Here is a 25,368-nt window from a genome sequence, read left to right on the forward strand (position 1 = left end):
GAAGGACGACGCCTCGGGGGCGCTCCACCCGGACATCAGAACGGAGGATCGCCCGGGAGCCCCGGGAACGCCGTGTGGTGCCCCAGCCTCCGCATCCCGCGTGTCAGCGACGCTTCTTGCCCCTGCCCTTCTTCTTCGCGCTGTCGGGCTTCCGCTTGCGTGCGGCAGCCGCGCGCAGTCGGCCCAGCTGGGCGGAGCGGCGACGCAAGGCCGCCACGTCGATACCGGCCAGACGTTTGAGGCCGGAGGTGTCCGGGTGGCCGGAAGTCCGGGCCACGCGGAGCATCGCGGTGAGGGTCTCGGCGCCGGCTCCGGCGCGGCCGGCTCCCTCCAGCAGCCCGTTCTCCCCGTCGAGTTCCCACATGAGCAGCAGGCTCTCGGCGACGGCAAGGGCATACTCGCGGTCGTCCAGGGTGTCGTCCGTGTCCTGGCCGGGCGCCTCCCCTCGGACGAGCGCCGCCTCGGCCGCCTCCTCCTGCCCGACGAGGAGTGCGCTGGGAGCGAGATCGGGGTCGGTGCGCAGCCATCGGATCAGGCCAGGGCCGTGTCCGTCGGGAAGCTCCGCCACCAGCATCCGTAGCAGGCTGTTGCGGCGCGCGTGCAGGTGCACCCGCTGCAGCGCGTCCGCAAGGGCCGGACGCGCCGCGTCCCAGCCGCCTGCTGCCTCCACCCAGCCGGCCAGCTCGGTGCTGGTGTGCTGGTCGTCGTACTCGTCGTGGAGGGTGGCGAGGAGGGTGGTGGCGTCGGCCGTGCGCAGCTCTCCGAGGGCCGGGGCGGAGCGGCCCAGCGTCGTCAGCGACGCGCGGACGGCGTAGGTGCCGAGCGGGGTGAGCCGGAGGAGCTCGACGTCGTCGCCCTCGCACGAGCGCAGGAGTTCGTGGAGGCGCGCGGCACCGTCGGGGCCGCCAGGGCCGAGCAGCGTGGCCGGCCCGCTGCTCCCGTTCTCCGCTGCCAGGGTTCGCAGGCCGTCGAGGACCGAGGCGTCGGCCGGGCCGCGTTCGAAGACGATCATCCCGGTGCGTACGAGCAGGTCGAGGACCACCCGAAGTTCTGCCGGAGAGTCGATGTCCGCTCCCCCGTCCAGCTGCCGGCCGTCGTACAGCTCTCCCTGACACACCGTGTGCCACAGCATCGGCCAGGGTGTACCGACCGGCATCGCGTACAGCGCTGCCAACACGTCGGTGAGCAGCAGGTCGAAGCACGGGTAGAGCGGGGAGCGGGTGTCCGACTCCGGCCCGGCGAGCAACGGGTCGCGCAGGGCGGGAAGCGCTGTGAGCGCGCGGGCGGCGAGTGCGAGCGGGTCCTCGCGGACAGTGCGGGCGCCCGCGACCGCGACAAGGCAGCCGCCGTAGACCCGCACCAAGCGGGCTTTGTGTGCCCAGTCCACCAGCAGCCGCAGGTAGGGGAGCTGGTCGGCGCGGCGGATGTGACGGAAGTCGTCGCCGGCGAGATGGTTCAGCGGGCGCGCGGCCTCGCCCAAGCCGCGGTCGGTACCCAGATGGCGGGCGAGTTCCAGGGCGTCGGCGGTCTTCAACCTGCCGGTCCTGGTGAGCGGCCGGCCCTCCTTCCCGAGCCACCGGGCCACCTCGGCCAGTTGCCCGAGGACATCCACACCGGCGGCCGCCTCGCGCAGGGCCTCGTCGCCCCCGAGATCAACGACCGGCAGCGGCGGCATCCGTTCCGCCAGCAGGCTGTGGCCACCGGGCCCCGCGCCCACGAGCCCGCCGAGGAACTGGTTGGTCATCACCTCGGCCAAGACCGCCTCGTCGTACTTCACGCGTCCCGCGCGGACATCGGCGAGGAATCGTTCCAAGGCCCGCTCGTCGCGCACGTCGACACCACTGCGTGCCGCGGTCAGCATCCAGAACGTGGCCGGCCCCATCAAGCGGGGATCCTCACGGGCCTCCGTGTGCGCCTGCCGCAGCGACTCCGCCACGTCCCGCAGCCGGCCGGGATCGTCCGAGCGGCTGTCGAGCAGACCCGAAACGGCAAGGAACTCCACCAGCGTGGCAACAGCGCCGGGCGCGTCGTGCTCGTCCGACTCCTGCGGCAGGACCGTCACGTTCCGCGGTAGCCACTCCAGGAGCAGCGCCCGCACATGCTCCTCGCGCCACAGCGCCAGCCGCCCGTCCGTCGTGGCCCGATGCCGATACTCCAGCGCCTGCACGACGGAGAACTCGTCCAGGCCGCCCGCCTCGGCGCCGCGCTGCTGCTCGTCGTACTCGGAGGTGAGACGGACCAGGATGTCGCGGGTCGCCTCGAACCCCTCACCCTGGCCACCCCCGACCCCCTCACCGGCGGCGTCCGCGTCGGCATCGAAGAGCAGTTTCACACCTGCACCATCGCTTCCTCGTCATGACCGGTTGCCCGGCCCCGCTGCTGCGCACCGACACGGCAGGGGCGGCCTGCGCCCACACTAGGACACCGGCGCCTTCCGAACGCCGGTGCTCGACACGGGAGTAAGGGGTGTGCGCCCCGGAAGCCCCTCGGCCGGCCGGCTGCCCACCGGCCACGAGCCTCGTTCCCGCGGCGGGACACCGACCGGGCGCCCGCGCCGAGCGTCACAGCCACGGGAAACACCGCAGGTCAGGAGGGCTTGGACATTGGCTCCAGGATCGCCACGCACTCCAGGTGGTGGGTCATCGGGAAGAGGTCGAAGGCGCGGAGGAAGCGGGGGCGGTAGCCGGCGGTGCGGAAGTGGGCCAGGTCCCGGGAGAGCGCGGCGGGGTCGCAGGCGACGTACGCGATGCGGCGCGGGCCGAGCGCCGCGACGCGCTCGACGGTGCGCTTCCCGGCGCCGGCGCGCGGCGGGTCGAGGACGACGAGGTCCGCCTCGCTGATTCCGGTGCGCGGCAGCACCTTGTCGACCGTGCCGTGCTCGATGCGGACCCGCGGGTAGTCGGTCAGGTTGTGGCGGGCGTCCTCGACGGCGCGCTTGCCGGACTCGATGCCCAGCACGGCGCCCTCCTCGCCGACCCGGTCGGCGAGCGCCCCGGCGAAGAGGCCGACGCCGCAGTAGAGGTCGAGGGCGCTCTCGCCCTTGCGGGGGGTCAGCCCCCGCATCACCGCGTCGATGAGCAGTTCGGCGGCCTGCGGGTGAACCTGCCAGAAGCCGCCGGCGCCGACGCGCCAGGTCCGGTCGTCGGCACGCTCCCGGACGAAGCTGCGGCCGTGGACCGGCAGCACCTTCTTGTCCTTCTCGTTGACGCGCATCACCGAGACGGGGCGGTCCAGCTCGACGATGGGCAGCCGCCCGCCGGGGCGGGGGGTGAGGACAACCTGGCGGTCCTGCGAGCCGGTCGCCGCGATGGCGTCGACAGCGGCGATCTGCGGCCACTCCCGGGACTCGATGCCCAGCTCGCTGACGCCCTCGGCGGCGATCAGGCAGCGGTCGATCGGCTCGACCTCGTGGGAGCGGTGGCGCCGCAGCCCGGCGCGTCCGTCGGCGTCGACCGCGTACTGGACGCGGGTGCGCCAGGCGGGGACCTCGCCGGCGGGCAGCTTGTCACCGGGTGCCGGTTCGACGGTGCCGTCCCAGCCGGCCTCCTCGGGAGTCATCCGCGCGAGATGGCCGAGCTGCTCGGTGAGGACGTCGCCCTTGAGCTTCCGCTGCCGTCCCGGCTTCACGTGCTGCCAGTCGCAGCCGCCGCACCGCCCCGGCCCGGAGAACGGGCAGGGCGCCTCGATGCGGTCCTTGTCCGCCTCGATGACCTCGACGGCGTCCGCCCGCAGGAAGCGGGAGTCCTCCCGGCCGTCGGTGACCCGTACCCGGACGCGCTCACCGGGGAGGGTGTGGCGCACGAACAGCACCTGGCCGTCGGGGGTGCGGGCCACGCAGTGACCGCCGTGCGCGACCGGCCCGACCTCCACCTCGTACTCGGTGCCGACCAGGGACGCGGCCTGCTCGGCGGGCGTCACGGTGTCGGTGCCGTTGTCACGGTCGGAAGTCATCGGGAGGGGCTCCGTTGCGTCTGCCCCGGCCGGCGCGCCGGGCGGGGCGTGCGCTGCGGGCGCGCACGGCACGGCGTCGGCCGGGGGCGGGGTGCGGTGTGTGGGTTTCGCCCGTCGTCGTCGCGGGTGGCTCTCGGCGCAGCCCTGACGCGGGGGACGCCCCAGTCTAGGGCCTCGGCCGGGTGCCCCGACCGGCGCCGCCCCACGCCGCCCGGACGGCCCAGGTCGGGGGCGCTCCGGCAGCGTTCGGTGGCCGTCCCACGGGCGCCTCGGGGACGTCAGGGCCCGTCGCGGACGCCCGTACCGGCGCGGAGGCGCGTACCGGCGGCCGCCCCGGCAACCTCACCCGTGACGTCCCGCGGGCCTCCGGGACGTCGGGGCCCGTCGCGGACGCCCGTACCGGCGGGGAGGCGCGGGCCGATTGCCGGGCGTGCGACCCCGGCGCGGGTGCCGGTGCACGGCGCCCGCACAACGTGGCGGGGCGGCGACGACGCTCACCGAGGCTTACCGTGTGCTTGCTGGGATCGGACCATCGGGCTCGGGGGTCACGTGCACATCGTCATCATGGGGTGCGGTCGGGTGGGCGCCTCGCTGGCGTCCGCCCTGGAGGACCTCGGTCACTCGGTCGCGGTCGTCGACCGCGACCCCGCCGCCTTCCGGCGGCTGGGCTCCGGCTTCACCGGTCGCACCGTGACCGGCCCCGGGTTCGACCGCGCGACGCTGCTCGCGGCGGGGGTGGCCGAGGCCGGGGCGTTCGCCGCGGTCAGCAGCGGCGACAACTCGAACATCATCGCCGCGCGGGTGGCGCGGGAGATCTTCGGCGTGGAGAACGTCGCCGCCCGGGTGTACGACATACGGCGGGCGGAGATCTACGAGCGGCTGGGCATCCCGACCGTGGCCACCGTCCGCTGGACGACCGACCAGATGCTGCGGCGGCTGGTGCCCTCCGGAGCGGAGCCGCTGTGGCGCCACCCGGGCGGCTCGCTGGAGCTGGCGGAGCTTCCCGTCGCGGACTCGTGGTTCGGCCGGCGGGTCAGCGAGTTCCAGGAGCGGACAGGTGTACGGGTCGCGTTTCTCACCCGTCTGGGTGAGCCGATGCTGCCGCACTCGCGGACCGTGCTCCAGGACGGGGACCTCGTGCACGTCCTGATGCGCTCCGACCGGGTGGCCGAGGTGGAGGCCGCCGCGCTGCGCGGCCCGAAGGAGGACGCACGATGAGGGTGATGATCGCCGGGGCGGGCGCGGTCGGCGTCTCGATCGCCTCCGAGCTGTCCGACAACGGCCACCGGGTGCTGCTGGTGGACCACTCCCCCGACGCGGTGCGGGTGGAGCGGGAGCCGCGCGCGGAGTGGCTGCTCGCCGACGCCTGCGAGATCGCCACCCTGGACGACGCGGGACTGGAGCGGTACGACGCGGTGATCGCGGCGACCGGCGACGACAAGGTCAACCTGGTCGTCTCGCTGCTCTCCCGTACCGAGTTCGGAGTAGCCCGGGTGGTGGCCCGCGTCAACGACCCGCGCAACGAGTGGCTGTTCAACGAGGGCTGGGGCGTCGATGTCGCTGTCTCCACGCCCCGGCTGATGTCGGCGCTGGTCGAGGAGGCCGTCAGCGTCGGCGACCCCGTCCGATTGCTGCGGTTCAGCCAGGGCGACGCCGGCCTGGTCGAGGTGACGCTGCCCGCGGACGCCGCCCTGGTGGGCTCGGGGGTCGGGGAGGTGGCGTGGCCGCGCGACGTGGCGCTGGTCGCCATCGTGCGTGGTTCCCGGGTGCTGGTGCCGGAGCGGGACGAGCGGCTCGCCGCGGGCGACGAGTTGCTGCTGGTCGCGACGACCAACGGGGAGCAGCTCATCGCGGGACTGTTCGCACCACCGCGGCACACGGCGGGCGCACGCCACGCTGCGGCGGCCGAGCCGGCGGACGGCGAGGGCGACGCCGAGCGGGCCGCCGCCCGCCTGCGGGCGGCCGACCCGACGGCCGACACCCCCACGCCCGGTGCCGCGGGGCCCGCCGACGACGAGCCGGGCGCGGCGCCCGAGACGGACCGCGGATAGCAGGACGGACGGCCGGGGCCTGTCGTGCCCCGACCGTCCGTCCTGCTGTCGTACCACTGCTGTCGTACTGCCGTCGTGCCGATCTCGGTGCCGCCCGTCGCTCGCGACCGCGGTGTCCGGCCCCGCCTCGCGGCCCGGCCTCGCGGAACGGCGCGCCGGGGCGCGGAGCGGGGCGTCCGGCTACCCCTGCGGCCCGTGCCCGGGCGGCGGGCCGGGGCGGTACCCGGGCCCCGCCGGGTCGGGGCCGTCAGCGGCCGGGCCCTCCACCGGCCCGGTCTCGGCGGACTGGGCCGCGACCGCGGCACGCTGCGCGGCCTGCTCCTTGGCGGACGCCGCCTCCGCGGCCTCCTCCGCCTCCATCTCGGCGATGACGTCGATCGGCGGCGGCGCCTTCACCAGGATGACCCAGGTGAAGTACACGGCGACGAGGAACGGCGGGATGCCGAGCGCCACCCGGAGCCAGCCGAGCTGGGTGGCGTCGCCCCAGAAGTAGATGGGGAAGGTGATGGCCGACTTGGCCAGCAGGATGCCGCCCCAGACGTAGCTGGCCTTGACGTAGGCCAGCTTGCGGCCCGGGTTCCGCGTCCGCCAGGAGAGGTTCTCCTTGAAGACGGGGCCGAGGACGAGCCCGAGCAGCGGCACGCCGGCGGCGGCGGTCACCACGTACGCGATGCCGAGGCCGAGCGTGTAGACCATCCCGGGCAGGTAGAAGTTCTTCGCGTCGCCGGTCATCATCGCGAAGACCGCGCCGAACACCACGCCGAAGACGCCGGTGAAGGCGTGCTTGGTGGGGCCGCGCTGCACCAGGCGGGCCAGGAACATGACGCCGGTGACGGCGAGCGCCAGGATCGCGGAGAGCTGGATGTCGCGGGTGATGGTGTAGCAGAGCACGAACACCAGGCCGGGGACGGTGGTCTCCACCATCCCGCGTACGCCGCCGAAGGCGTCGAAGAACGCCGCCTTGGTCGCCTGCTCGTCGGCGACGGGGGGCGCGTCCTCGCGCGTGGTGTCCGGGAGGCCCTGGGCAAGGGTCTCGTTGGCCTGCTTGTCGAGTGAGGTCACCCGCACTCCTCCGTTCCGGGAGGTCGTAGCTCGTATCTGGGGTTGAAGAGCACCGGGTGCCCGTCGAGGTTCGCCATCCGGCCGGACGCGGTCAGGCAGCGACCGGGCACCACCCCGGAGAGCCGGTCCCGGCCGAGCCACACCACGTCCAGCGAGGCGGACCCGTCGTCGAGTTCGGCCCGCAGTGCGGGCACCCCACCGACGGGTTGCGTGCTGACCGCACGCAGCGTACCGCTCACGGTGACGACCGGGCGGCCGGCCGCCGTGGCCCGGCACTCGGAGATGCGGCGCCGATCGCTCTCCGAGAGCCCGTCGCCCTGCGGCGGCAGGCCGTCGGGCGCGGGCTCCGGCCGGGCCGGCAGCCACCACATCCAACCGGGCCGGGCTGCGTGCCGGCCGTCGCGCGTCATACGTTCAGCGTAACCGTCCGGGGGTCCGCACGGCCCCCGGAGCGTGGCGGCGCGGCCGACACAACGGCGCGGGGGCGCCGGGACCGACCGACGGCACACCGGTGCCGGGGTGAACCACGTGCCGTGGTCCCGGTCGGGCCCGCGCCCCCGTCTCGCCGTGAAGTGTCAGCGGACCTCGCTGATCTCCGGACCGCGGCGCAGCTTGTCCATACCGCCGGCGAACCGCGACGGTGCGGCGGCCTCGGAGTCCGCCTGCTGCTGCCGCACGCCGTCGGGGACCATCTTGGCGTCCTCGGGGAGCTTCAGGACGATCGGGTCGCGCGGCGCCATCGGGCTGTCGCCCCGGACCACGACGGTGTCCTTGAAGATCTGCTCCAGCAGCCCGGCGGCCTGCGGCTGCACCGCACCCTGACCGGAGATGACGCCCCGCAGGAACCAGCGCGGACCGTCGACCCCGATGAACCGCACGACCTGCATGCCGCGCTTGCCGTCGGGCAGCTGCACCGGCACCTGCGCCCGCAGCTCCCAGCCCAGCGGGCCCTCGGTCTCGTCGATGACACCACCCTGCTGGGTGATGCCCGAACCGATCTCCTCGCGCACCTCGCCCCAGATGCCCTCGCGCTTGGGGGCGGCGAACGCCTGGAGCTGGATCGCGCTGTCCTTCAGGACGAGGGTGGCGGCGACGATCGAGTCCCCGGCGACCTCGACCCGCAGTTCCATCCCCTGCACGCCGGGCACGTAGAGCCCGCCGAGGTCGACGCGGCCCTTGCCGGGTTCGCTCAGCTCGCTGACGTCCCAGGGGCCGTCGGGCCGCGGGGCGGGCTCAAGCTTGACGCGACGCAGTTCGGCCTCGTCCGGGGCCTCCTGCGCGGTGGGGTCGATGCCCTCTTCGGGCTCCGCGTTCCGCTTCTGGCGACGTCCGAACACGTCACTGTCCTTTCAGGGCGTAGGAGTTGTGCTCACCGGCGTGGCCACCGGTGGAGCCGAAGCCCCCGGCGTCACGCGCGGAACCGGGCAGCTGCGCCACCTCGTGGAACCGCACGGCCTCGACCCGCTGGACGACCAGCTGGGCGATCCGGTCGAACCGCTCGAAGCGCACGTTCTTCCGGGGGTCGAGGTTGACGACGATGACCTTGATCTCTCCACGGTACCCGGCGTCGACGGTCCCCGGAGCGTTCACGAGCGCGACCCCGCAGCGGGCGGCGAGCCCCGACCGGGGGTGGACGAACGCCGCGTAACCGTCGGGCAGCGCGATGGACACCCCCGTTGGCAGGACCGCCCGCTCGCCCGGTTCCAGCTCCGCGGCCTCGGTGGTCACCAGGTCGCAGCCGGCGTCGCCGGGATGCGCCCGCGCGGGCAGGGGGACGTCGGGATCGGTCCGGCGGATGAGGACATCCACGGGCGCGTGGTCCACTCTCAGGTCACCTCGATGGCTTCCGGTCAGCACTCACGGTGCAGACCATACCGCCGCGCGGTGCCCGGCGTGTCCCGCCTGCCATGCTTGGTCCCATGCAGCAGTACGACGAACGACTCCACGTCCCCCGCAGCTGGTGGCTGCTCGGTCTGCTCAGCTCGGCGCTGGTGGGGGTGACGCTGCTGCCACTGGGGGTGATCCCGCTGCTCGCGGGCACCGCTGCCGCCGCCGCGGCCGCTGCCGCCGCGCTCAGCTCCTACGGCTCCGCCCGGATCAGGCTCGTCGGGGACGCGCTCGTGGCGGGTTCCGCGCGTCTGCCGTTGAGCGCCCTCGGCGAGGCACGGGCGCTGGACGCCGACGAGGCGCGGGCTTGGCGCACGCACCGGGCGGACGCCCGGGCGCACCTGCTGCTGCGGGGCTACATCCCCACCGCGGTACGGGTGGAGGTCACCGACCCGCAGGACCCCACACCGTATCTGTACCTCTCCACGCGCCACCCGCTGCGGCTGGCGCGCGCACTGTCGGCCGCACCCGCCGACGGGGCGGTACGGCCGGAGGTCCGGGAGGCGGAGCGCTGACGAGCGTCCGGGCGAGACCCCCTGGGTCCCGCCCGTCGTTCCTCTGTCGTGTGGTTCCGCCGCCCGGCCTCACGCCGCGCAGTCGCGGCAGATCGGGTGCCCGTTCTTCTCGGCGGCCAGCTGGGACCGGTGGTGAACGAGGAAGCAGCTCATGCAGGTGAACTCGTCGGCCTGCCGCGGGAGCACCCGCACCGACAGTTCCTCGTTGGACAGGTCAGCGCCGGGCAGCTCCAGGCCCTCGGCCTGCTCGAACTCGTCGACGTCGACGTTGGAGGCCGACTTGTCGTTCCGCCGGGCCTTCAGCTCCTCGATGCTGTCCTCGTTGACATCGTCCTCGGTCTTGCGTGGAGTGTCGTAATCCGTAGCCATGTCTGTTCTCCCCCTCTGGGTGTCTGGTGTCTCCAGCGCGGTCAACGCGCGAGAGGCCGGTCTTGTGCCCGACCTGAGGCGGAGATTTTGCCTCACTTCAAGCCCTGTTACTCAACCGACACGTAGCCGGACGCCTGAAGAGGTGATGATCCGGGCCGCCGGCCGGGCGCCGCACAGGCAGAACGGCCGGTCGGGGCCGCTCCGTACCGCCCGCCGAAGGCGGAGGTATGGGATTGGTCACATCTGCCGGTTCCTGCCGCTACATCATCTCAGACCGGCAGAAAGACCCGCATCGTGAGCCCCCCGTTCTCTCGTGGCTCCGCCGTGACGGAGCCGCCGTGGGCGCGGGCGACCGACCGGACGATCGAGAGCCCCAGGCCGACGCCCTTGTCGCTGCCCGTGCGTTCGGTCCGCAACCGCCGGAACGGCTCGAACATCGTGTCCACCTCGTAGGCGGGCACCACCGGCCCGGTGTTGGTGACCACCAGCTCGGCCACGCCGCCGCGGACCTCGGTCCGCACCTCCACCCAGCCGTCGGCGGAGACGTTGTAGCGGACGGCGTTCTGCACCAGGTTGAGGGCGATGCGTTCCAGCAGCACCCCGTTGCCCCGGACGTAGGCCGCCCGGCGCACGCCCCTGAGAGCGACGCCCGCCGCCGCGGCCTCGGCGCGGGACTGCTCGACCGCGCGGTCGGCCACCTCGGCGAGGTCGACCGGTTTGCGGTCCACGATCTCGTTCTCGCTCCGGGCGAGCAGCAGCAGGCCCTCGACCAGCTGCTCGCTGCGCTCGTTGGTCGCCAGCAGGGTACGCCCCAGCTGCGTGAGCTCGGGCGACGCCTGCGGGTCGGAGAGCTGCACCTCCAGCAGCGTCCGGTTGATCGCCAGCGGGGTGCGCAGCTCGTGGGAGGCGTTGGCGACGAACCGCTGCTGGGCGGTGAAGGCCCGGTCGATGCGGTCCAGCATCTCGTCGAAGGTGTCGGCCAGCTCCTTCAGCTCGTCGTCCGGGCCGTCCAGCTCGATGCGGCGGTGCAGGTCGGAGCCGGCGACACGGCGGGCGGTGCGGGTGATCCGGCCCAGCGGGGAGAGGACACGCCCCGCCATCACGTACCCCAGCGCGAACGCGGCGACCGCGAGACCGAGGAGCGCCAGCAGCGACCGGCTGAGGAGCACGTCGAGGGCGGCGGCGCGCTGCACGTCGGCGCACTGCGCGTACCAGGCCCGGAAGGTCTCGGCGTCGACCTGGCCGCTGATGCTGCGGCAGGCGTCGGAGGTGATCTCCACCTCGGCCTGGCTGGTGAACCGGAACGGGACGGCGCTGCCGTCGTGGAGGGCGTTGGCGGCGAGCAGGTAGATGATCGCGAGCAGAACGATGCCCGCCATCAGGAACATGCCGCCGTAGAGCAGCGTGAGGCGAATCCGGATCGTCGGGCGCAGCCAGGGGGTCCGCCCGGTCGGCTGCGGGTCCCAGTGGGGCTTGGGGGGCGCCGCCGGGCGCGGGGGCGGCGGGGCGGCGCTCACTGCCCGATCCGGTAGCCGGAGCCGGGCACGGTGGTGATGACGGGCGGCTCGCCGAGCTTGCGGCGCAGTGTCATGACGGTGACGCGGACCACGTTGGTGAAGGGGTCGGTGTTCTCGTCCCAGGCCTTCTCCAGCAGCTGCTCGGCGGAGACGACCGATCCCTCGGCGCGCATCAGGACCTCCAGGACGGCGAACTCCTTCGGGGCGAGCTGCACCCGGCGCTCCTCGCGGAAGACCTCGCGGCGGTTGGGGTCGAGCCGGATACCGGCGCGCTCCAGCACCGGGGGCAGCGCGGTGGTGGCGCGGCGGCCGAGGGCGCGTACGCGGGCGACCAGCTCCGCGAAGGCGAAGGGCTTGGGGAGGTAGTCGTCGGCGCCGATCTCCAGCCCCTCCACCCGGTCGCTGACGTCGCCGGAGGCGGTGAGCATCAGGACGCGGGTGGGCAGTCCCAGCTCGACGATGTGGCGGCAGACGTCGTCCCCGTGGAGGAGGGGGAGGTCCCGGTCGAGGACCACCACGTCGTACTCGTTGACGTCGACGCGCTCGCGGGCGGCCGCGCCGTCGTAGACGACGTCGACCGCCATCGCCTCGCGGCGCAGGCCGGTGGCGACGGCGTCCGCCAGCAGTTCCTCGTCCTCGACGACGAGTACGCGCACTGTGCTCCTCCTCGGTTCGGGCGGCCGCGGCGCGGCTCCCGGCGTCATCCTCTCGCGCCACCGGGTAAACCGGCGGTTAGCGACGGCGCGCGGGCCCGGGGCGCTCCGGCCCGGGGATGGCGCGCAGTGCCGCGCCCGGCCGCTCCGGAGGCGGCGGGGGCCGGTCGGCGCGGTGTGCGGGCCCGGTCGTACGTGGCGAAGCGGTGGCCACGGGGTGGCGATCCGGTGACCGTGGGAGACAGGGGGATTTCCGTGGCGCCGCGAGGTTTCCCGCTTTCACGGCGGGGGGAAGACCCCTGGACACCCCACGATCGGCCGTTCCGGGCGGCAAGCCGTGTCGCTGCCGACCCGCCGGACGCATCCGTGGCCGCACATCCACCGGCACTCAGTGCCGCCGACCCGAGAGTAGGGGGCACCCCCATGGACGCGTTCACCACCGGCATCCTCCAGCGCATACGGCACGCCGAATCGAGCCTGCACGAAGCACGGGAGACGGGCGACGTGTACACCGTGGACGTCGAACAGGCGGAGCTCGACGACCTGCGCCGGATCGCGGCCGATCACGGTGTCGAGGTCGGGACCCCCGCCTGACCCACCCGCGCTCCGACCCGCGCTCCCCGATCCACGCCCGATGTGCCCCGGACCTTCCCGGTCCGGGGCACATCGGCGTTCGGGTGCGCCGCTCAGTCGTGCCAGGCGCCGAGTTCCTCCAGCAGCGGCTGGAGGAGCGGGAAGACCCCGGGTGAGGCCGCGACGGTGAGGTCGCCGTCCGGCCGGGCGCCCGGGCGACCGCCGGTGAGCGCGCCACCCTCGCGGGCGATGAGGTCGCCCGCGGCGAGGTCCCAGGGGGCGAGTCCGCGCTCGTAGAAGGCGTCGAGCCGCCCGCCGCCCACGTCGCAGAGGTCGATCGCCGCCGAACCGGAGCGCCGGATGTCCCGGACGGCGGGGATCAGCCGCTGGGCGACGGCCGCCTGGTGGGTCTTGACGGTGGTGACGTAGTTGAAGCCGGTGCCGACGAGGGCGTGCTCCAGCGGCGGTGAGGGTCGGGTGGCCATCCGCTCGGCCGGGCCATCGTCCCGGGTCCGCCAGGCGCCGCCGCCGAGCGTGGCGTGGTAGGTCTCCCGCCGCAGCGGCGCCTCCACCACGGCCGCGACGGTCTCGCCGTCGCGCTCCGCGGCGATGGAGACGGCCCAGTTCGGCAGCCCGTACAGGTAGTTGACCGTCCCGTCGAGCGGGTCGATGACCCAGCGGACGCCGCTGGTGCCCTCGGTGGTGCCGCCCTCCTCGCCGAGGATCGCGTCGTCGGGGCGGTGCTCCGCGAGGTACTCGCAGATGAGCTTCTCGGCGGCGAGGTCCATCTCGGTGACGACGTCGATGGGGCTGGACTTGGTGGCGGCGACGCCGAGGTCGGCGGGGCGGCCGTCGCGCAGCAGCGCTCCGGCGCGCGACGCCGCCTCGCGGGCGAGCGCGAGCAGGTGGGCGTGGGCGTCGAGGTGCTGGTCGGCTGGGGTCACGGGGCTCCTTCGGTGGTGGCGTGCGGTGGCGGCCGGCCCGCTGCCGGGGCGCGGTGTCGCTGCCGGCGGCCGGTGGGGACGGCGCGGGCGGACCGGTTCCCGTGTCGGGCGTGCCGACGGGGCCGCCCCGCCCGGTCAGGTGGGGCGGCCGGGTCGTTTCAGGGGCCGTCGGCGCCGGCGGCCGCGGGGCGCGGGGTCCTGCCGGGGCAGCAGCCCACGGGGCAGACGTCGTGCCAGGGGCCCGACTCGCCGAGCGCGCACCGTACCGGGTGCTCGTCGCGGGCGGTGGCGGCGCGCTCCAGCACGAGGTCGCGGACGGCCGCGACGAAGCGCGGGTCGGTGCCGACGGTGGCGGACCGCACGGCGGGCAGCCCGATCTCGGCGGCGACCGCCGTCGCCTCGGTGTCGAGGTCGTAGCGGACCTCCATGTGGTCGGAGACGAACCCGACGGGGACCATGACGACGGCGGGGGTGTCCTTGTCGCGGAGCGTCCGCAGGTGGTCGCAGATGTCGGGCTCCAGCCACGGGATGTGGGGCGGGCCGCTGCGGGACTGGTAGACGAGCTCCCAGGGGTGGTGCGTCCCGGTGGCCGCGGCGACCGCGTCGGCGATGTGGCGGGCCGCCTCCAGGTGCTGGGCGACATAGGCGCCGCCTGCGCCGTGTCCGGTGGGCGGCCCGGAGGTGTCGGCGGCGTTGACCGGGATGGAGTGGGTGCAGAACGCCAGGTGGGCTTCGGCCCGCACCTGCTCGGGGAGTTCGGCGAGCGCGGCGAGGACGCCGTCGGTCATGGTGTCCAGGAAGCCCGGGTGGTCGTAGTAGACGCGCAGCTTGTCGGTCCGCGGCGGCCGGAGGCCCTCCGCGAGGAGGGTGTCGCGGGCGGCGGCGAGGTCCTCGCGGTACTGGCGGCAGCCGGAGTAGGAGGAGTACGCGGAGGTGACGAGGGTGAGGACGCGGCGGTGGCCGGCCTCGGTCATCTCCCGGAGGGTGTCGGTGACGTAGGGCGGCCAGTTGCGGTTGCCCCAGTACACCGGGAGGTCGACGCCGTGGTCGGCGAGGTCGGTACGGATGGCGTCGAGCAGGCGGCGGTTCTGCTCGTTGATGGGGCTGACGCCGTCGAAGAGGTAGTAGTGCTCCCCCACCTCTTCGAGCCGCTCGCGCGGGATGCCGCGTCCCCGGGTCACGTTCTCCAGGAAGGGGACGACGTCGTCGGGGCCCTCCGGCCCTCCGAAGGAGAGCAGCAGGAGCGCGTCGTAGGGGGCGGGGTCGGTCGGGTGCTGCGACATACCGGCCATCCTCCCACCCGGCCGGCGTCGCCCGGCGGCGACCGGCGCCCCGCGGCGCGGCTGCTCCGCGGGGTCGGCGGGCCGGGGCGCGGCGCGACACGCCGAGGAATCGGGCGGGGTGTCAACTCGCGTCGGGGCGGTGAAGTTCGGTGGCTCGCTTCCGCGCCCTGATGGCCCTAATGGAGTAGTCTGTCAACTCCTGGCTGCGGCCCGCCGACGACCGTTTCGGGCCCTCGTTCGCGCCGGTCACCGCATGTGGCCGGGTTGCCACCGTGTCACAGCGGTGGTTGTGGGCGCGGCCCGACACACCGGCTGGGTCGGAGTGGTTGTGGCAGGCTGCACCCGGGCAGGAGACATTCGCCCAACTGGGGCAGCGACGGGGAGTCGTCGGCCGGCACCACCCGGGAGGTTCACGTGCCCGAACTGCGTGTCGTGGCCGTCAGCAACGACGGCACACGACTGGTGCTGAAGGCTGCCGACAACACGGAGTACACACTCCCGATCGACGAGAGACTACGCGCCGCGGTCCGCAACGACCGCGCCCGCCTGGGTCAGATCGAGGTCGAGAACAACCTGCGCCCGCGGGACATCCAGGCGCGCATACGAGCCGGGGCCACCGCGGAAGAGGTCGCGGACCTCGCCGGTATCCCGGTCGACCGCGTCCGGCGGTTCGAGGGGCCGGTCCTGGCCGAGCGCGCGTTCATGGCGGAACGCGCCCGCAAGACCGCGGTCCGGCGGCCGGGTGAGTCCACCGGGCCGATGCTGGGCGAGGCGGTCGCGGACCGGCTGATGACCCGGGGCGCGGCCAAGGAGTCCGTGCGCTGGGACAGTTGGCGCCGGGACGACGGCACCTGGGAGGTGCTGCTGGTCTTCATGGCCCAGGGCGAGCCCCAGTCGGCGACCTGGACGTTCGACCCGCCGCGGCGGCTGGTGCAGGCGGCCGACGACGGTGCCCGCTCGCTGCTGGGTGACACGGACGAACCGCCCGAGCCCAGCACCCCGTTCGTGCCGCGGATCGCCCGCCTCCCCCGGGACGGCGACGGCGGACGGCAGCGGACCTCCCGTGCGCCCGGAGACGGTCTCAGCGCGCCGGCGGAGCCGGATTCGCTGACCAGCCTGCTGGAGGCGGTGCCCTCCTTCCGGGGCGATCTCGTCGCCCCCGCGGCGGAGGTGGCCCAGCCCGAGGAGGCCGAGCTGCTGCCGGCGGAGGAGCGCCCCGCTGCGGGGGCCGGCTCCGCCTATGCCGATGTCCTGATGCCGAGGGCGGTGGCAGGCCACCGGGACCGGCTGACGGGGACGACGGACCGGCAGGCCGAGGCGGACGGCGTCCGCCCGGGTCGACGGGCGGCCGTGCCCAGTTGGGACGAGATCGTGTTCGGCACCAGGCGCTCGAAACCCGAGTAGCACCGGGGGCGGGCGCCCCCGGTGCTCTCGGGTCAGGATGCGCGGACCGGCATGGCGCAGCGGTCGGCGGCACGGCGGATGTCTAGCCGGGCGATGCGCCGCCCCGTGATGGTCGCGGTGATGACGGCGAGCAGGTGCCCGCCGGGGGCTATGACGTCGACCGGCCGGTTGTCCAGGACCATCGGCGTGGCGGCGCGAATGCGGTGGGCGAACGTGGATGTCTCCCCGGCGACAGCGTGCGCGCCGGTCACCACCTCCGGCGTCCCGGGCGGGACCAGGGTCGAATCCACGGTTCGCGTGCAGTCATCGGTCATCAGGGCGATCATCCGGTCGACGTCGCCACCCGCGGCCGCGGCGAGGAACGCTGTGACGACGGCCTGGTCGGCGGCGGCCTCCGTCGGCTCGGGTGTGGCCCGGTCGATACTCCCCCGTGCGCGGCTGGCGTGTTTCTTGGCACTGTCCGCGCTGGTGCCCAGCACCCGTGCCACCTCCCGGAACGGGACGCCGAAGAGGTCGTGCAGCACGTAGGCGACCCGCTGGGCGGGCGTCAGGAGGTTGAGCACGACCATCAACGCGCGGGACACGTCCTCCCGCTGGAGGTAGCGCTCGTCCGCTGCCACGGACTCGGCGGGCAGCGCGTCCGCGGGGAGGGGCTCCTCGCGGCGACGGCGGCGCGCCCGCAGCTGGTCGAGACAGACGCGGGTGAGCACGGTCGTCAACCACGCGGCCGGGTTACGGAGCCCTTCCGTCTCCGCGGCCGACGCCTTGATCCAGGTGCTCTGCACAGCGTCTTCCGCGTCGTGGATCGAGCCGAGCAGCCGGAACGCCAGCGCTGTCAGCTGCGGTCTCATCGCTTCGAATTCCATGATCGGCACCACCGGGTGTCACCTTTCCGAGAGGGCTGACGTCGGGACGGATGGGGCCGACATCCCCCGTCCCGAACACCCTGGAAACGGAAGTACCTACTGGTGATCGTACAGACAGTCAGTTTCTCCCCCGCACGGGGAAACCACCGGCCCGTTCCCGAGCCCATCGGGTCCCCGTTCGGTGGTGTACGTGGCGCCGACCGAGGGGCGAGGCGGTACGTGCCGCCTCGGCACGATGAGTCGGCGGCCACGCCGCTGCTCGGGCGCTCCGCTCCCGGCGGAGCCGAGCACCCGCCGCCGTCCACACCTGCCACCGCCGGCCTCCGCACCTGGTCGACCCACGACATCGCCGCCGCGGCACTGCGACCGTGCGCAGGAACAGGAGGGGACGCCGCGTGATCACCACCCTGCTCGTCGCCACGATCCTCTGCGTCCTGGCCAATGCCGCTGTCGCGGTCGCCGACTACGCACGGGCGGAGTTCGTACTGAGGAACTCGGCCCGGGTTCGCGTCCCCGCACGCGCTCTCCCGTATCTCGGGACGCTGAAACTGGCCGGCGCTGTCGGTCTTGTCGTCGGCCTGGCCGGGTGGGCCTGGGTGGGCGCCGCTGCCGGCACCGGGCTGCTCCTGTTCTACATCGGCGCCGTGGCCGTCCACGTCCGGGCCCGCGTCCTGCACACCCTCGCCTTCCCGGGGACGTACCTGCTCCTGGCAACCGCGGCAGTCGTCCACATGGCGCGCCTCACCGCGCGATCCTGACCGCCGCGCCCCTCGTGGCCGGCCAGGGCCGAGGCACACCGGCCCGACAGGAGTGAGGAGATGAGGAGAGGAGGCCGGGCGTCGCGCGCCGGCGCCTCAGCAGGGGCCGTGCCGCGCGAGTTGGCACGCCGAAGGGAGACGGGACCTCCGTGCGGCGGGCGCCGGGCCCGGCCGGGCCCACCGCATCGGAGGCGGTCTGCGTGTGCCTCAGCCGGGGTGGGGGCCGGTGGCGACGGGGCGGCCGGCGTCGGCCGTCCACTCGCTCCACGAACCCGGGTACAGGGCGGTGTCGAACCCCGCGACGGCCAGGGCCAGTGCCTGGTGGGCGCCGGAGACCCCCGAACCGCAGTAGACGCCCGCCGGGGAGTCCGCGGTCACCCCGAGGTCGGTGAAGCGTGCGCGGAGTTCCGCGGCCGGGCGGAGGAGCCCGTCCTCGCCGGTGTTGTCGGCGGTGGGGGCGGACAGCGCGCCGGGGATGTGGCCCCCGACGGGGTCGATGGGCTCGACCTCGCCGCGGTAGCGCTCCCCCGCGCGGGCGTCGAGCAGCACACCGGAGCGGGCGAGTCCGGCGGCGGCGTCGGCGTCGAGCGTGGGCAGCGATCCGGGCCGGGGGCGGAAGTCGCCGGGCTCGGGGTGCGGCTCCTCGGTGGTGAGTTCACCGCCCCAGGCGGCCATGCCCCCGTCGAGGACCCGCACGTTCTCGTGTCCGGCCCATCGCAGCAGCCACCACGCGCGGGCGGCGCCCCAGCCGGGACCGCCGTCGAGGGTGACGACCGGCGTCCCCTGGTCGACACCGGCGCGACGCATCGCCGCGCCGAACTCCGCCGGGTCCGGCAGGGGGTGACGGCCCGCCGGGCCCGCGGGGCCTGCCAGCTCCGTGTCCAGGTCGACGTAGACGGCTCCCGGGATGTGGCCCTGTTCGTAGACGGGGCGACCGGGCGGGCCGCCCAGCTGCCAGCGGACGTCGAGCAGCGTGAGCGGCTGCCGCGTGTCCATCTCGCTGATGAGGTCGGCTGCGGAGATGATGGCTGTCATGGGCCCATTGTCGGCCGTCCGGCGCACGCCCGGCGACAGCGCTTCCCGCACACTCGTTTACCAGGGGTCACCGGGGGCAGGACTGACACCGAGTGCCTTGGGCTCCGTGGACGACGGCGGCCGGGGCCCCTCAGGCTTGGCGAGGAGAGGCGACGATGACCGACGCAACGACCCGGCCGGGGCCCGGCATGCCCTGCTGGGCGAGTCTCATGGCCCACGATCTTCCGGCCGCGCAGCGGTTCTACGGTGAGATCTTCGGTTGGGAGTACGAACCGGGACCGGGAACTCTCGGCCCGTACGTCCGAGCGCTGCGCGACGGTGTTCCGGTGGCCGGGCTCAACGCCACGGCCCGACGCCTCGACGGCCCGGCGGCCTGGCTGCCCCATGTCGCGGCACTCGATGCCGACCTCACGGCCAACACCGTCCGCGAGTGCGGCGGGACCGTCGCGGTGGGTCCGCTCGACGCGGCGGAGGACGGCCGGACCGCGATCGCCGCGGACATCGCCGGCGCCGGCTTCGGCATCTGGCAGCTCGCGGAGACCGGTCGCGGCGTCACCTTCGGGCAGTCGCCCGGGGCGCCGGTCTGGACGGAGCTGATCACCTCCGACGCCACCTGGGCGAGCAAGTTCTACCAGATGGTCTTCGGCTACGAGGCCCGCACGGCGCGGACGGTGCCCGGCGCGGACCGGCTGACCCTCTATCTGGGCGACCGGCCGGTCTGCGGTATCCGCGGCGTGGACGGCCGGTTGCCGCACGACCGCGGCTCGTTCTGGCTGGTGTACTTCTCGGTGCCCGACGCCGACGCCTCGGCGGCCCGCGTGCGGGAGCTCGGCGGCGAGACGGCCGAGCCGGACGAGACGCCCATCGGCAGGTTCGTCCGGGCGACCGACCCGGAGGGCGCGCCGTTCGCGCTGCTCCAGCAGCCCACCGCCGGCTGACAGCCTTCCCGCGGGCGACACGTCCCGGGCCGCCCGACGCGGTGGCCCGGGACGACGCACGTCCCACCACGCCGCGCGGCGCGGGCGCAGACAGGACGGCCGCGCCCGGGGCGTGCAGGCCGACACGTGCGGCGCCGCCGGAGCGGTCGGTCCGCCGTGGGTCCGGCCCGGGGCGGGATCAACCCCGGGGGGCGGGCACAGCGGCGTCGAGCGGCAGCGTGTCGTGCGCGATGCCGCCCGAGCCCGCGGAGGCAGCGGTCAACCGCCGGCGGTGGTGTCGGCGGCAGAGCACCTCGTACCCCGTCTCCCCGGCCCCGTCCGGCCCCTGGCCGATGTCCCCGACGACCACCTGGGCGCCCTCCACCACCATGCGGCCCTCGACCGTCCGCGCGTTGTGCGTGGCCCGGGCGCCGCACCAGCACAACGCCTCGACCTGCAGTGTCTCGACCCGGTCGGCGAGCTCGATGAGTCGCTGCGACCCGGGGAACAGCCGGGTGCGGAAGTCGGTGGTGATGCCGAACGCGTAGACATCGACGGACAGGTCGTCGACGATGCGGGCCAGTTGGTCGACCTGCTCCGAGGAGAGGAACTGCGACTCGTCGGTGATGACGTAGTCGACGCGGCCACCGGCGGTCAGGTGCCGCACCAGATGGCGGTGGAAGTCGAACCCCTCCCCCGCCTCGACCGCCTCGCTGACGAGGCCGAGCCGGGAGGAGATCCGGCCCTCGCCCGCCCGGTCGTTCCTGGTGAAGATCAACCCCGCCAGGCCGCGCGCCGACCGGTTGTGCTGGATCTGGAGCGCGAGGGTGCTCTTCCCACAGTCCATCGTGCCGGAGAAGAAGGCGAGTTCAGCCATGGATCGGCTCCGTCACGTGCGTACCTCCAGGAGCGGGACGAGCTGTTCGGCCGGTGTCACCGACCCGTGCATGCCGACCAGGGCCGACTCGTTGGGCTCGGACCGGGTGGCAACGACGGCCGCGTCCCCGGTCATGGCGACGACGACGTCACCGATGCGGGGCAGCACCCGGTCCTCGACCGCGCCGGGCGGACCGAACCACCCGAGGGCGACCGCCTCCTCCCGGGTCGCGACGTAGGCCGTGTCGGCGAGCACCTCGCGCCAGACGGCGTGGACGTCGGCGGCGGCCCCGGGCACCGCGTACACGTGGCGGGCCCGTCCCTCGCCGCCGAGGAGGGCCACGCCGGCGCCGAGCTCCCAGTCCTCGTCGAAGTCGAAGCGGGCCTCCTCGGTGAACGGCACGTCGACCATTCCGTGGTCGCCGGTGACGTACAGCGCGGACCGCGGGGGGAGCTGCTCGGCGAGCCGCAGGGCGAGGCCGTCGACCCGGCGGAGCTGCTCGCGCCACTGCTGGGAGTCCACGCCGTGGCGGTGGCCGTTGCCGTCGAGGTCGGCGTAGTAGGTGTACACCAGCGCCCGGCCGGCCTCGGCCAACCGCTGCGCCGCCGCGTCCACGCGGGCCTCGGGGTCCTCACGGCCGGTCCACACCCCGCCCGTCAGGGCGACCTGGGTGAGCGGGGTCCGCTCGAAGCGCGGCCCGGAGACGTGCGCGGTGTGCACCCCGGCGGCGTGCGCGCGAGCGAAGACGGTGGGGTGCGGCTGCCAGCTCCGCGGCTCCACCCACGGATCCCAGCGAAGCTGGTTCATCAGCAGCCCGCTGTCGGGGGCGAGGACCTTGTAGCCGGCCAGCCCGTGCGAGCCCGGCGGCAGACCGGTCCCCACCGACGCCAGCGAGGCGGCGGTGGTGGAGGGGAACCCGGTGGTCAGCGGCCTGCCGGTACCGCCGCACGAACTCGGCAGCAGGGAGGTCAGGAACGGCGCCAGATGCGGATGGTCACGCAGCGCGTGCCAGCCGAGGCCGTCGACGAGGAAGACGCAGACCCGGTCCGCGGGGGGCAGCTCCAGTCCGGTGCCACCGGGCATACCGAACCCGGCGATGATCGCCGGCAGCAGGTCGGAGAGCGACCCGGTGCCGTACGCCGGTACGGGGGCATCCCTGGGGTCCAGCGGTACCGGATCGAAGGACCCGAGCGCCGCCGCCGAGGGGTGGTGACTCACCTCGCGGACACCGCCGTGGCCTCGGAGAGCGACTGGGCGAACCGCAGGGTCTGCTGCACGGTCTCGGGGCCGTCCCCGGCCTCACTGATGCGCAGCGAGAGGTCGTCGGCGGTGGTGGAGCCGGTGTAGCCGTGGTCGGCCTCGCAGTTGGGGTCGCCGCAGCTCGCGGGCTCCATGTCGATGCGGGACAGCGCGCCCCACCCGACGGTCAGGACGACCTCGTGCGGCGGGGTGCCGGGCCGGTAGGACTCGGGGTCGGCGACGACCCTGCTGACGACGACGGACGAGATGCGCGAGAGGCGCACCGACTCCGTGGAGGTCGAGGCGTACGAGGCGGGGGCGGTGGAGTCGGCCGGCTGCTCGTCGGTGTGGCTGACGATGAAGCGGGTGCCGGTGAGGACCAGCACCGTGATGTGGCGCCGCACCTCGTCGCTGTCGAAGGTCGTCTCCTGGTGGACGAGGTAGGAGACCACCGCCTCACGGCCGATGGCGGCCTCGACGGCGTCGGCGACCAACGCCGGGTAGTAACCACTGCGCTCGATCGCCGCCCGCAGCCCCTGAGTGGTGGTACCGGTCTTCGCCATGCGCACCATCCTAAGGGGCCACCGGGCCGGCTACGCCCCGGACGGCGGGGCCGGTGCGCGGCTCCTCGGGCGGGGCGGCCCGGCCCGGTGCCCGGTACCGGCGCTCAGTAGGTGGGCAGTCGGCGCGGCCCGTAGCCGGAGCGCGGCGGGGGCGGCGCGGCCCGCACCGCGGCACCCAGGACGTGCACGCCCCGCGAGGCGACGACGACCGGTTCCAGGTCGACGGCCGCGATCTGCGGATGGTCGTCGAGCAGCCGCCCCAACCGGGTCAGCAGCTCCTCCAGCGCCGCGGTGTCGACCGGTTGTGCGCCCCGCCAGCCGAAGAGCATGGGCGCCGCCCCGATGGAGCGGATCAACTCGCTCGCACCGCGGTCCGTGACGGGGAGCAGCCGGTGGGCCATGTCACCGAGCAGTTCGGAGGCGGGTCCCGCCAGGCCGAAGGAGAGCACGGCCCCGGTCAGCGGGTCGGTGCTCGCGCGCACCACCGTGTCGACACCGCGCGCGGCCATGGGCTGGACCACCGGCAGGAGGTCGGCGGGGTCGCCGAGTTGGCCGGCGAGTTCCGTGTACGCGCGGACCAGCTCCTCCTCGGAGGAGAGGCCCAGTCGGACCCCGCCGAGGTCGGGGCGGTGCCGCAGGTGCGGCGCCGTGGTCTTGAGCGCGACGGGGTACCCCAGTCGGCGGGCCGCGAGACGGGCGGCGTCCTCGTCGGGAGCGGGCAGGGTGGGCACGACGGTGATCCCGTAGGCACCGAGCAGCGCCTGCGTGTCGGCGGCGGGTAGTTCGACGGCACCGGCGGCGGCGTCGGCGGGGCCGCGGGGGGCCGGGCGTCCCACCAGCGCAGCGTTGAGGACGGCGGTGGCCACCGGGGCGTCCAGGTCGTCGAACTCCGGTACGCGGCCGGAGTCCCCGGCCGTCCGGACCCAGCCGGCGTGCCGCGCGGCCTGGCCCAGCGCGCGGACGGCGCGCTCGGCGGACGGATAGGCGGGGATGCCGTGGGTGGCGAGTTCGGTGGCGAGGCCGTCCAGCGCCAGGTGGGCGACGAGCACGGGCTTCCCGACGCCGGCGTCCGCCACCGCGGCGCGCAGCGCCTCGCTGAGGGCGGCCACGTGCTCGGCGCGTCCCGGGCCCGCGGTGGAGTCCTCGGTCACGGTGGGGATGGCGGTGACGAGGACGGCGTCGCAGCCGGCGTCGGCCAGCGCCTCGGCGACGGCGGCGCGGAAGTCCTCGGGGCGGGCGGCGGGGCCCAGGCCCCGGGGCGGCAGCGGCTCCAGGTGGTGGGCGCGGCACGCGTCGTGCGCCACGAGCCCCAGCGACTCGGCGTTGCCGACCACGGCGACGCGGTCGCCGGGCGGCAGCGGTTGGCGCGCGAGGAGCAGGCCGGTGTCGACGAGGTCGGTGACGGTCTCCGCCTCCACGACACCGGCCTGCCGCAGCAGCGCGGAGACGGTGGCGTGCGGGGTGTGCCCGACGGGGACGGTGTGCCCGCGGGGCGGGGCGCCCCCGCTGTGGCGACCGCCGCGGACGACGACCACGGGTCGGCCGGCGAGTGCCGCGCGGCGGGCGAGGCGGGTGAACTTGCGGGGATTGCCCAGCGATTCGAGGTACATGAGGGCGACGGAGGTGTGCTCGTCCTCGTACCAGTGCTGGAGCAGGTCGTTCCCGGAGACGTCGGCGCGGTCGCCGGCCGAGACGAAGTCGCTCAACCCGGCGCCGCACTGGTCGAGTTCCTCCAGGACCGCGATGCCGATCGCCGCGGACTGGGTGAAGAGGCCAATGGGGCCGCGGCGGGGCAGGTAGGGGCCCGGGCTCGCGTTCAACCGGACGGCGGGGTCGGTGTTGATGATGCCGAAGGCGCCCGGCCCGATGAGGCGCATGCCGTGGGCCCGCGCGAGTTGCACCAGGGAGCGCTGCCGTTCGGCGGAGTGCTCGGTCGCCAGGACGACCAGCCCGCGCACGCCGTGCTCACCGCATTCGCCGACGACGCCGGGGAGTTGGTCGGCAGGCACGGCGAGCACCGCGAGGTCCACCGGCTCGGGGATGTCGGCGATGCGGCGGTGGGCCGGGGCGCCGCCCAGCTCGGTGGCGTCCTCGGGCAGCGCGTTGTTGACGGCGTGGACCGTGCCGGTGAAGCCGCCCTCGCGGAGCCGCTCCACCACGGTACGGCCGGCGCCGCCCGGTCGGCGGCCGACCCCGACGACGGCGACGCTGGCCGGGGCGAGGAGGCGACCGACCGAGCGCGCCTCGGCCCGCTGCTCGCGCGCCTGCATGACCTCCAACGAGGCGGCGGTCGGTTCCAGGTCGAGGGTGAGATGCACCGAGCCGTCGGCGAAGCTGCGGCGCTGCGAGTACCCCGCGTCGGTGAACACCTTGATCATCTTGTTGTTGGCCGGGAGGACCTCGGCCGCGAAGCGGCGGATGCCGCGTTCGCGGGCGCAGGCGGCGATGTGCTCCAGCAGCGAGGAGGCGAGCCCCCGCCCCTGGTGCGCGTCCTCCACCAGGAACGCGACCTCCGCGCTGTCGGCGTCGCCGGAGGCCGCCCGGCCGCGCTCGTCGATCCGGTCGTAGCGGACGGTCGCGATGAACTCGCCGCCGACGGTCGCCGCGAGTCCGACGCGGTCCACGTAGTCGTGGTGGGTGAAGCGGTGCACGTCCCGCGCCGACAGCCGCGGGTACGGCGCGAAGAACCGGTAGTACTTCGACTCCTCGGAGACCCGTTCGAAGAAGCTCACCAGCCGGTCGGCGTCGGCGGCGGTGATGGGGCGCAGCCGCGCGGTGCCGCCGTCACGCAACACGATGTCCGCCTCCCAGTGGTCCGGGTAGGACGGTGCGGGACTCTCGGGCTCCGTGAGCGGGCGCATGGGGCCAGCCTACGGCGCCCGGCGGGCCGGGCGCCCGCCGTGC

23 protein-coding genes and 1 pseudogene are annotated in these 25,368 nt (G+C 74.4%); 7 read left to right on the forward strand and 17 right to left on the reverse strand.

All coding sequences use genetic code 11. The features are described 5' to 3' along the window. Positions 1 to 103: 103 nt before the first annotated feature. Together HCN56_RS02385 and HCN56_RS02390 are read right to left on the reverse strand one after the other, a co-directional pair. On the reverse strand, positions 104 to 2,332 hold the full coding sequence (locus HCN56_RS02385) for a hypothetical protein (protein WP_167967755.1): 2,229 nt from the start codon (positions 2,330 to 2,332) through the stop codon (positions 104 to 106). A 254-nt stretch (positions 2,333 to 2,586) separates the two neighbouring features. After that, complete coding sequence (locus HCN56_RS02390) at positions 2,587 to 3,951, reverse strand: class I SAM-dependent RNA methyltransferase (RefSeq protein WP_167967756.1); 1,365 nt, start codon at positions 3,949 to 3,951, stop codon at positions 2,587 to 2,589. A 549-nt stretch (positions 3,952 to 4,500) separates the two neighbouring features. Between HCN56_RS02390 and HCN56_RS02395 the strand changes: the two genes are divergently transcribed. After that, positions 4,501 to 5,169, forward strand: coding sequence for a potassium channel family protein (locus tag HCN56_RS02395; RefSeq protein ID WP_167967757.1), 669 nt, complete (start codon positions 4,501 to 4,503; stop codon positions 5,167 to 5,169). Beyond that, positions 5,166 to 5,825, forward strand: a pseudogene (locus HCN56_RS02400) (potassium channel family protein); the annotation flags it as partial. The gene HCN56_RS02395 and the pseudogene HCN56_RS02400, both read left to right, overlap by 4 nt. A 357-nt stretch (positions 5,826 to 6,182) precedes the next feature. Here the strand turns inward: HCN56_RS02400 and HCN56_RS02405 are convergent. The 4 genes from HCN56_RS02405 to dut all read right to left on the reverse strand — a co-directional run bounded on the left by HCN56_RS02405 (position 6,183) and on the right by dut (position 8,888). Continuing rightward, positions 6,183 to 7,064, reverse strand: coding sequence for a DUF3159 domain-containing protein (locus tag HCN56_RS02405; protein ID WP_312871006.1), 882 nt, complete (start codon positions 7,062 to 7,064; stop codon positions 6,183 to 6,185). Next, positions 7,061 to 7,474 carry an OB-fold nucleic acid binding domain-containing protein gene (locus HCN56_RS02410; protein WP_245245829.1) on the reverse strand — a complete coding sequence of 138 codons (414 nt, stop codon included), beginning with the start codon at positions 7,472 to 7,474 and terminating at the stop codon, positions 7,061 to 7,063. The genes HCN56_RS02405 and HCN56_RS02410 overlap by 4 nt, the downstream gene beginning before the upstream one ends. Before the next feature lie 165 nt (positions 7,475 to 7,639). Then, entirely contained in the window at positions 7,640 to 8,401 is a 762-nt protein-coding gene (locus HCN56_RS02415) for a DUF3710 domain-containing protein (RefSeq protein ID WP_167967759.1), read from the reverse strand. Position 8,402: 1 nt separating this feature from the next. Further along, positions 8,403 to 8,888 carry a dUTP diphosphatase gene (dut, locus tag HCN56_RS02420; protein ID WP_167967760.1) on the reverse strand — a complete coding sequence of 162 codons (486 nt, stop codon included), beginning with the start codon at positions 8,886 to 8,888 and terminating at the stop codon, positions 8,403 to 8,405. A 95-nt stretch (positions 8,889 to 8,983) separates the two neighbouring features. Between dut and HCN56_RS02425 the strand changes: the two genes are divergently transcribed. After that, complete coding sequence (locus HCN56_RS02425; RefSeq protein WP_167967761.1) at positions 8,984 to 9,466, forward strand: DUF3093 domain-containing protein; 483 nt, start codon at positions 8,984 to 8,986, stop codon at positions 9,464 to 9,466. 69 nt (positions 9,467 to 9,535) lie between these two features. On the opposite strand, the gene HCN56_RS02430 is transcribed toward HCN56_RS02425, so the two are convergent. From HCN56_RS02430 to HCN56_RS02440, 3 genes are all read right to left on the reverse strand, one after another. Beyond that, on the reverse strand, positions 9,536 to 9,835 hold the full coding sequence (locus HCN56_RS02430; RefSeq protein ID WP_103503706.1) for a DUF4193 domain-containing protein: 300 nt from the start codon (positions 9,833 to 9,835) through the stop codon (positions 9,536 to 9,538). Positions 9,836 to 10,104: 269 nt separating this feature from the next. Continuing rightward, a complete protein-coding gene (locus tag HCN56_RS02435) occupies positions 10,105 to 11,352 on the reverse strand; it encodes a sensor histidine kinase (RefSeq protein WP_167967762.1) in 1,248 nt (415 codons plus the stop codon). Then, entirely contained in the window at positions 11,349 to 12,008 is a 660-nt protein-coding gene (locus HCN56_RS02440; protein ID WP_167931740.1) for a response regulator transcription factor, read from the reverse strand. The genes HCN56_RS02435 and HCN56_RS02440 overlap by 4 nt, the downstream gene beginning before the upstream one ends. A 420-nt stretch (positions 12,009 to 12,428) precedes the next feature. Here HCN56_RS02440 and HCN56_RS02445 point away from each other — a divergent pair, with 420 nt between their 5' ends. Next, complete coding sequence (locus HCN56_RS02445; protein WP_167931739.1) at positions 12,429 to 12,599, forward strand: hypothetical protein; 171 nt, start codon at positions 12,429 to 12,431, stop codon at positions 12,597 to 12,599. A gap of 92 nt (positions 12,600 to 12,691) precedes the next feature. Here the strand turns inward: HCN56_RS02445 and HCN56_RS02450 are convergent, their stop codons facing one another. Then, positions 12,692 to 13,522, reverse strand: coding sequence for an inositol monophosphatase family protein (locus tag HCN56_RS02450; protein WP_167967763.1), 831 nt, complete (start codon positions 13,520 to 13,522; stop codon positions 12,692 to 12,694). Between the two features lie 158 nt (positions 13,523 to 13,680). Next, positions 13,681 to 14,805: a ferrochelatase gene (locus HCN56_RS02455; RefSeq protein ID WP_167967764.1), complete on the reverse strand. Its 1,125-nt coding sequence runs from the start codon at positions 14,803 to 14,805 to the stop codon at positions 13,681 to 13,683. Positions 14,806 to 15,219: 414 nt separating this feature from the next. Between HCN56_RS02455 and sepH the strand changes: the two genes are divergently transcribed. Beyond that, positions 15,220 to 16,209, forward strand: coding sequence for a septation protein SepH (gene sepH, locus HCN56_RS02460; protein ID WP_167967765.1), 990 nt, complete (start codon positions 15,220 to 15,222; stop codon positions 16,207 to 16,209). Positions 16,210 to 16,241: 32 nt separating this feature from the next. On the opposite strand, the gene HCN56_RS02465 is transcribed toward sepH, so the two are convergent. Further along, a complete protein-coding gene (locus HCN56_RS02465; protein ID WP_167967776.1) occupies positions 16,242 to 17,075 on the reverse strand; it encodes a sigma-70 family RNA polymerase sigma factor in 834 nt (277 codons plus the stop codon). A 395-nt stretch (positions 17,076 to 17,470) separates the two neighbouring features. On the opposite strand from HCN56_RS02465, the gene HCN56_RS02470 reads away from it, so the two are divergent. After that, positions 17,471 to 17,833 carry a DoxX family protein gene (locus HCN56_RS02470; protein ID WP_312871007.1) on the forward strand — a complete coding sequence of 121 codons (363 nt, stop codon included), beginning with the start codon at positions 17,471 to 17,473 and terminating at the stop codon, positions 17,831 to 17,833. A gap of 207 nt (positions 17,834 to 18,040) precedes the next feature. Here the strand turns inward: HCN56_RS02470 and HCN56_RS02475 are convergent, their stop codons facing one another. After that, the gene (locus HCN56_RS02475) at positions 18,041 to 18,868 is read right to left on the reverse strand and encodes a sulfurtransferase (RefSeq protein ID WP_167967766.1); all 828 of its coding nucleotides are present in this window, start codon (positions 18,866 to 18,868) and stop codon (positions 18,041 to 18,043) included. A gap of 155 nt (positions 18,869 to 19,023) precedes the next feature. Here HCN56_RS02475 and HCN56_RS02480 point away from each other — a divergent pair, with 155 nt between their 5' ends. Further along, complete coding sequence (locus HCN56_RS02480) at positions 19,024 to 19,806, forward strand: VOC family protein (protein WP_167967767.1); 783 nt, start codon at positions 19,024 to 19,026, stop codon at positions 19,804 to 19,806. A 178-nt stretch (positions 19,807 to 19,984) separates the two neighbouring features. Here HCN56_RS02480 and HCN56_RS02485 read toward each other — a convergent pair whose 3' ends face one another. The 4 genes from HCN56_RS02485 to HCN56_RS02500 all read right to left on the reverse strand — a co-directional run bounded on the left by HCN56_RS02485 (position 19,985) and on the right by HCN56_RS02500 (position 25,325). Next, entirely contained in the window at positions 19,985 to 20,662 is a 678-nt protein-coding gene (locus HCN56_RS02485; RefSeq protein WP_167967768.1) for a thymidine kinase, read from the reverse strand. A 12-nt stretch (positions 20,663 to 20,674) separates the two neighbouring features. Then, positions 20,675 to 21,880 carry an alkaline phosphatase family protein gene (locus HCN56_RS02490; protein WP_167967769.1) on the reverse strand — a complete coding sequence of 402 codons (1,206 nt, stop codon included), beginning with the start codon at positions 21,878 to 21,880 and terminating at the stop codon, positions 20,675 to 20,677. Next, positions 21,877 to 22,464 (reverse strand): DUF5998 family protein, encoded by a 588-nt coding sequence (locus tag HCN56_RS02495; protein WP_167967770.1) that lies wholly within the window; start codon positions 22,462 to 22,464, stop codon positions 21,877 to 21,879. Before HCN56_RS02495 ends, HCN56_RS02490 begins: the two co-directional genes overlap by 4 nt. A 104-nt stretch (positions 22,465 to 22,568) precedes the next feature. Beyond that, positions 22,569 to 25,325, reverse strand: coding sequence for a bifunctional acetate--CoA ligase family protein/GNAT family N-acetyltransferase (locus HCN56_RS02500; protein WP_167967771.1), 2,757 nt, complete (start codon positions 25,323 to 25,325; stop codon positions 22,569 to 22,571). Positions 25,326 to 25,368 lie beyond the last annotated feature (43 nt).

The organism is Streptomyces lonarensis (genome assembly GCF_012033735.1).
GTDB classification, from domain to species: Bacteria; Actinomycetota; Actinomycetes; order Streptomycetales; family Streptomycetaceae; genus Streptomyces; species Streptomyces lonarensis.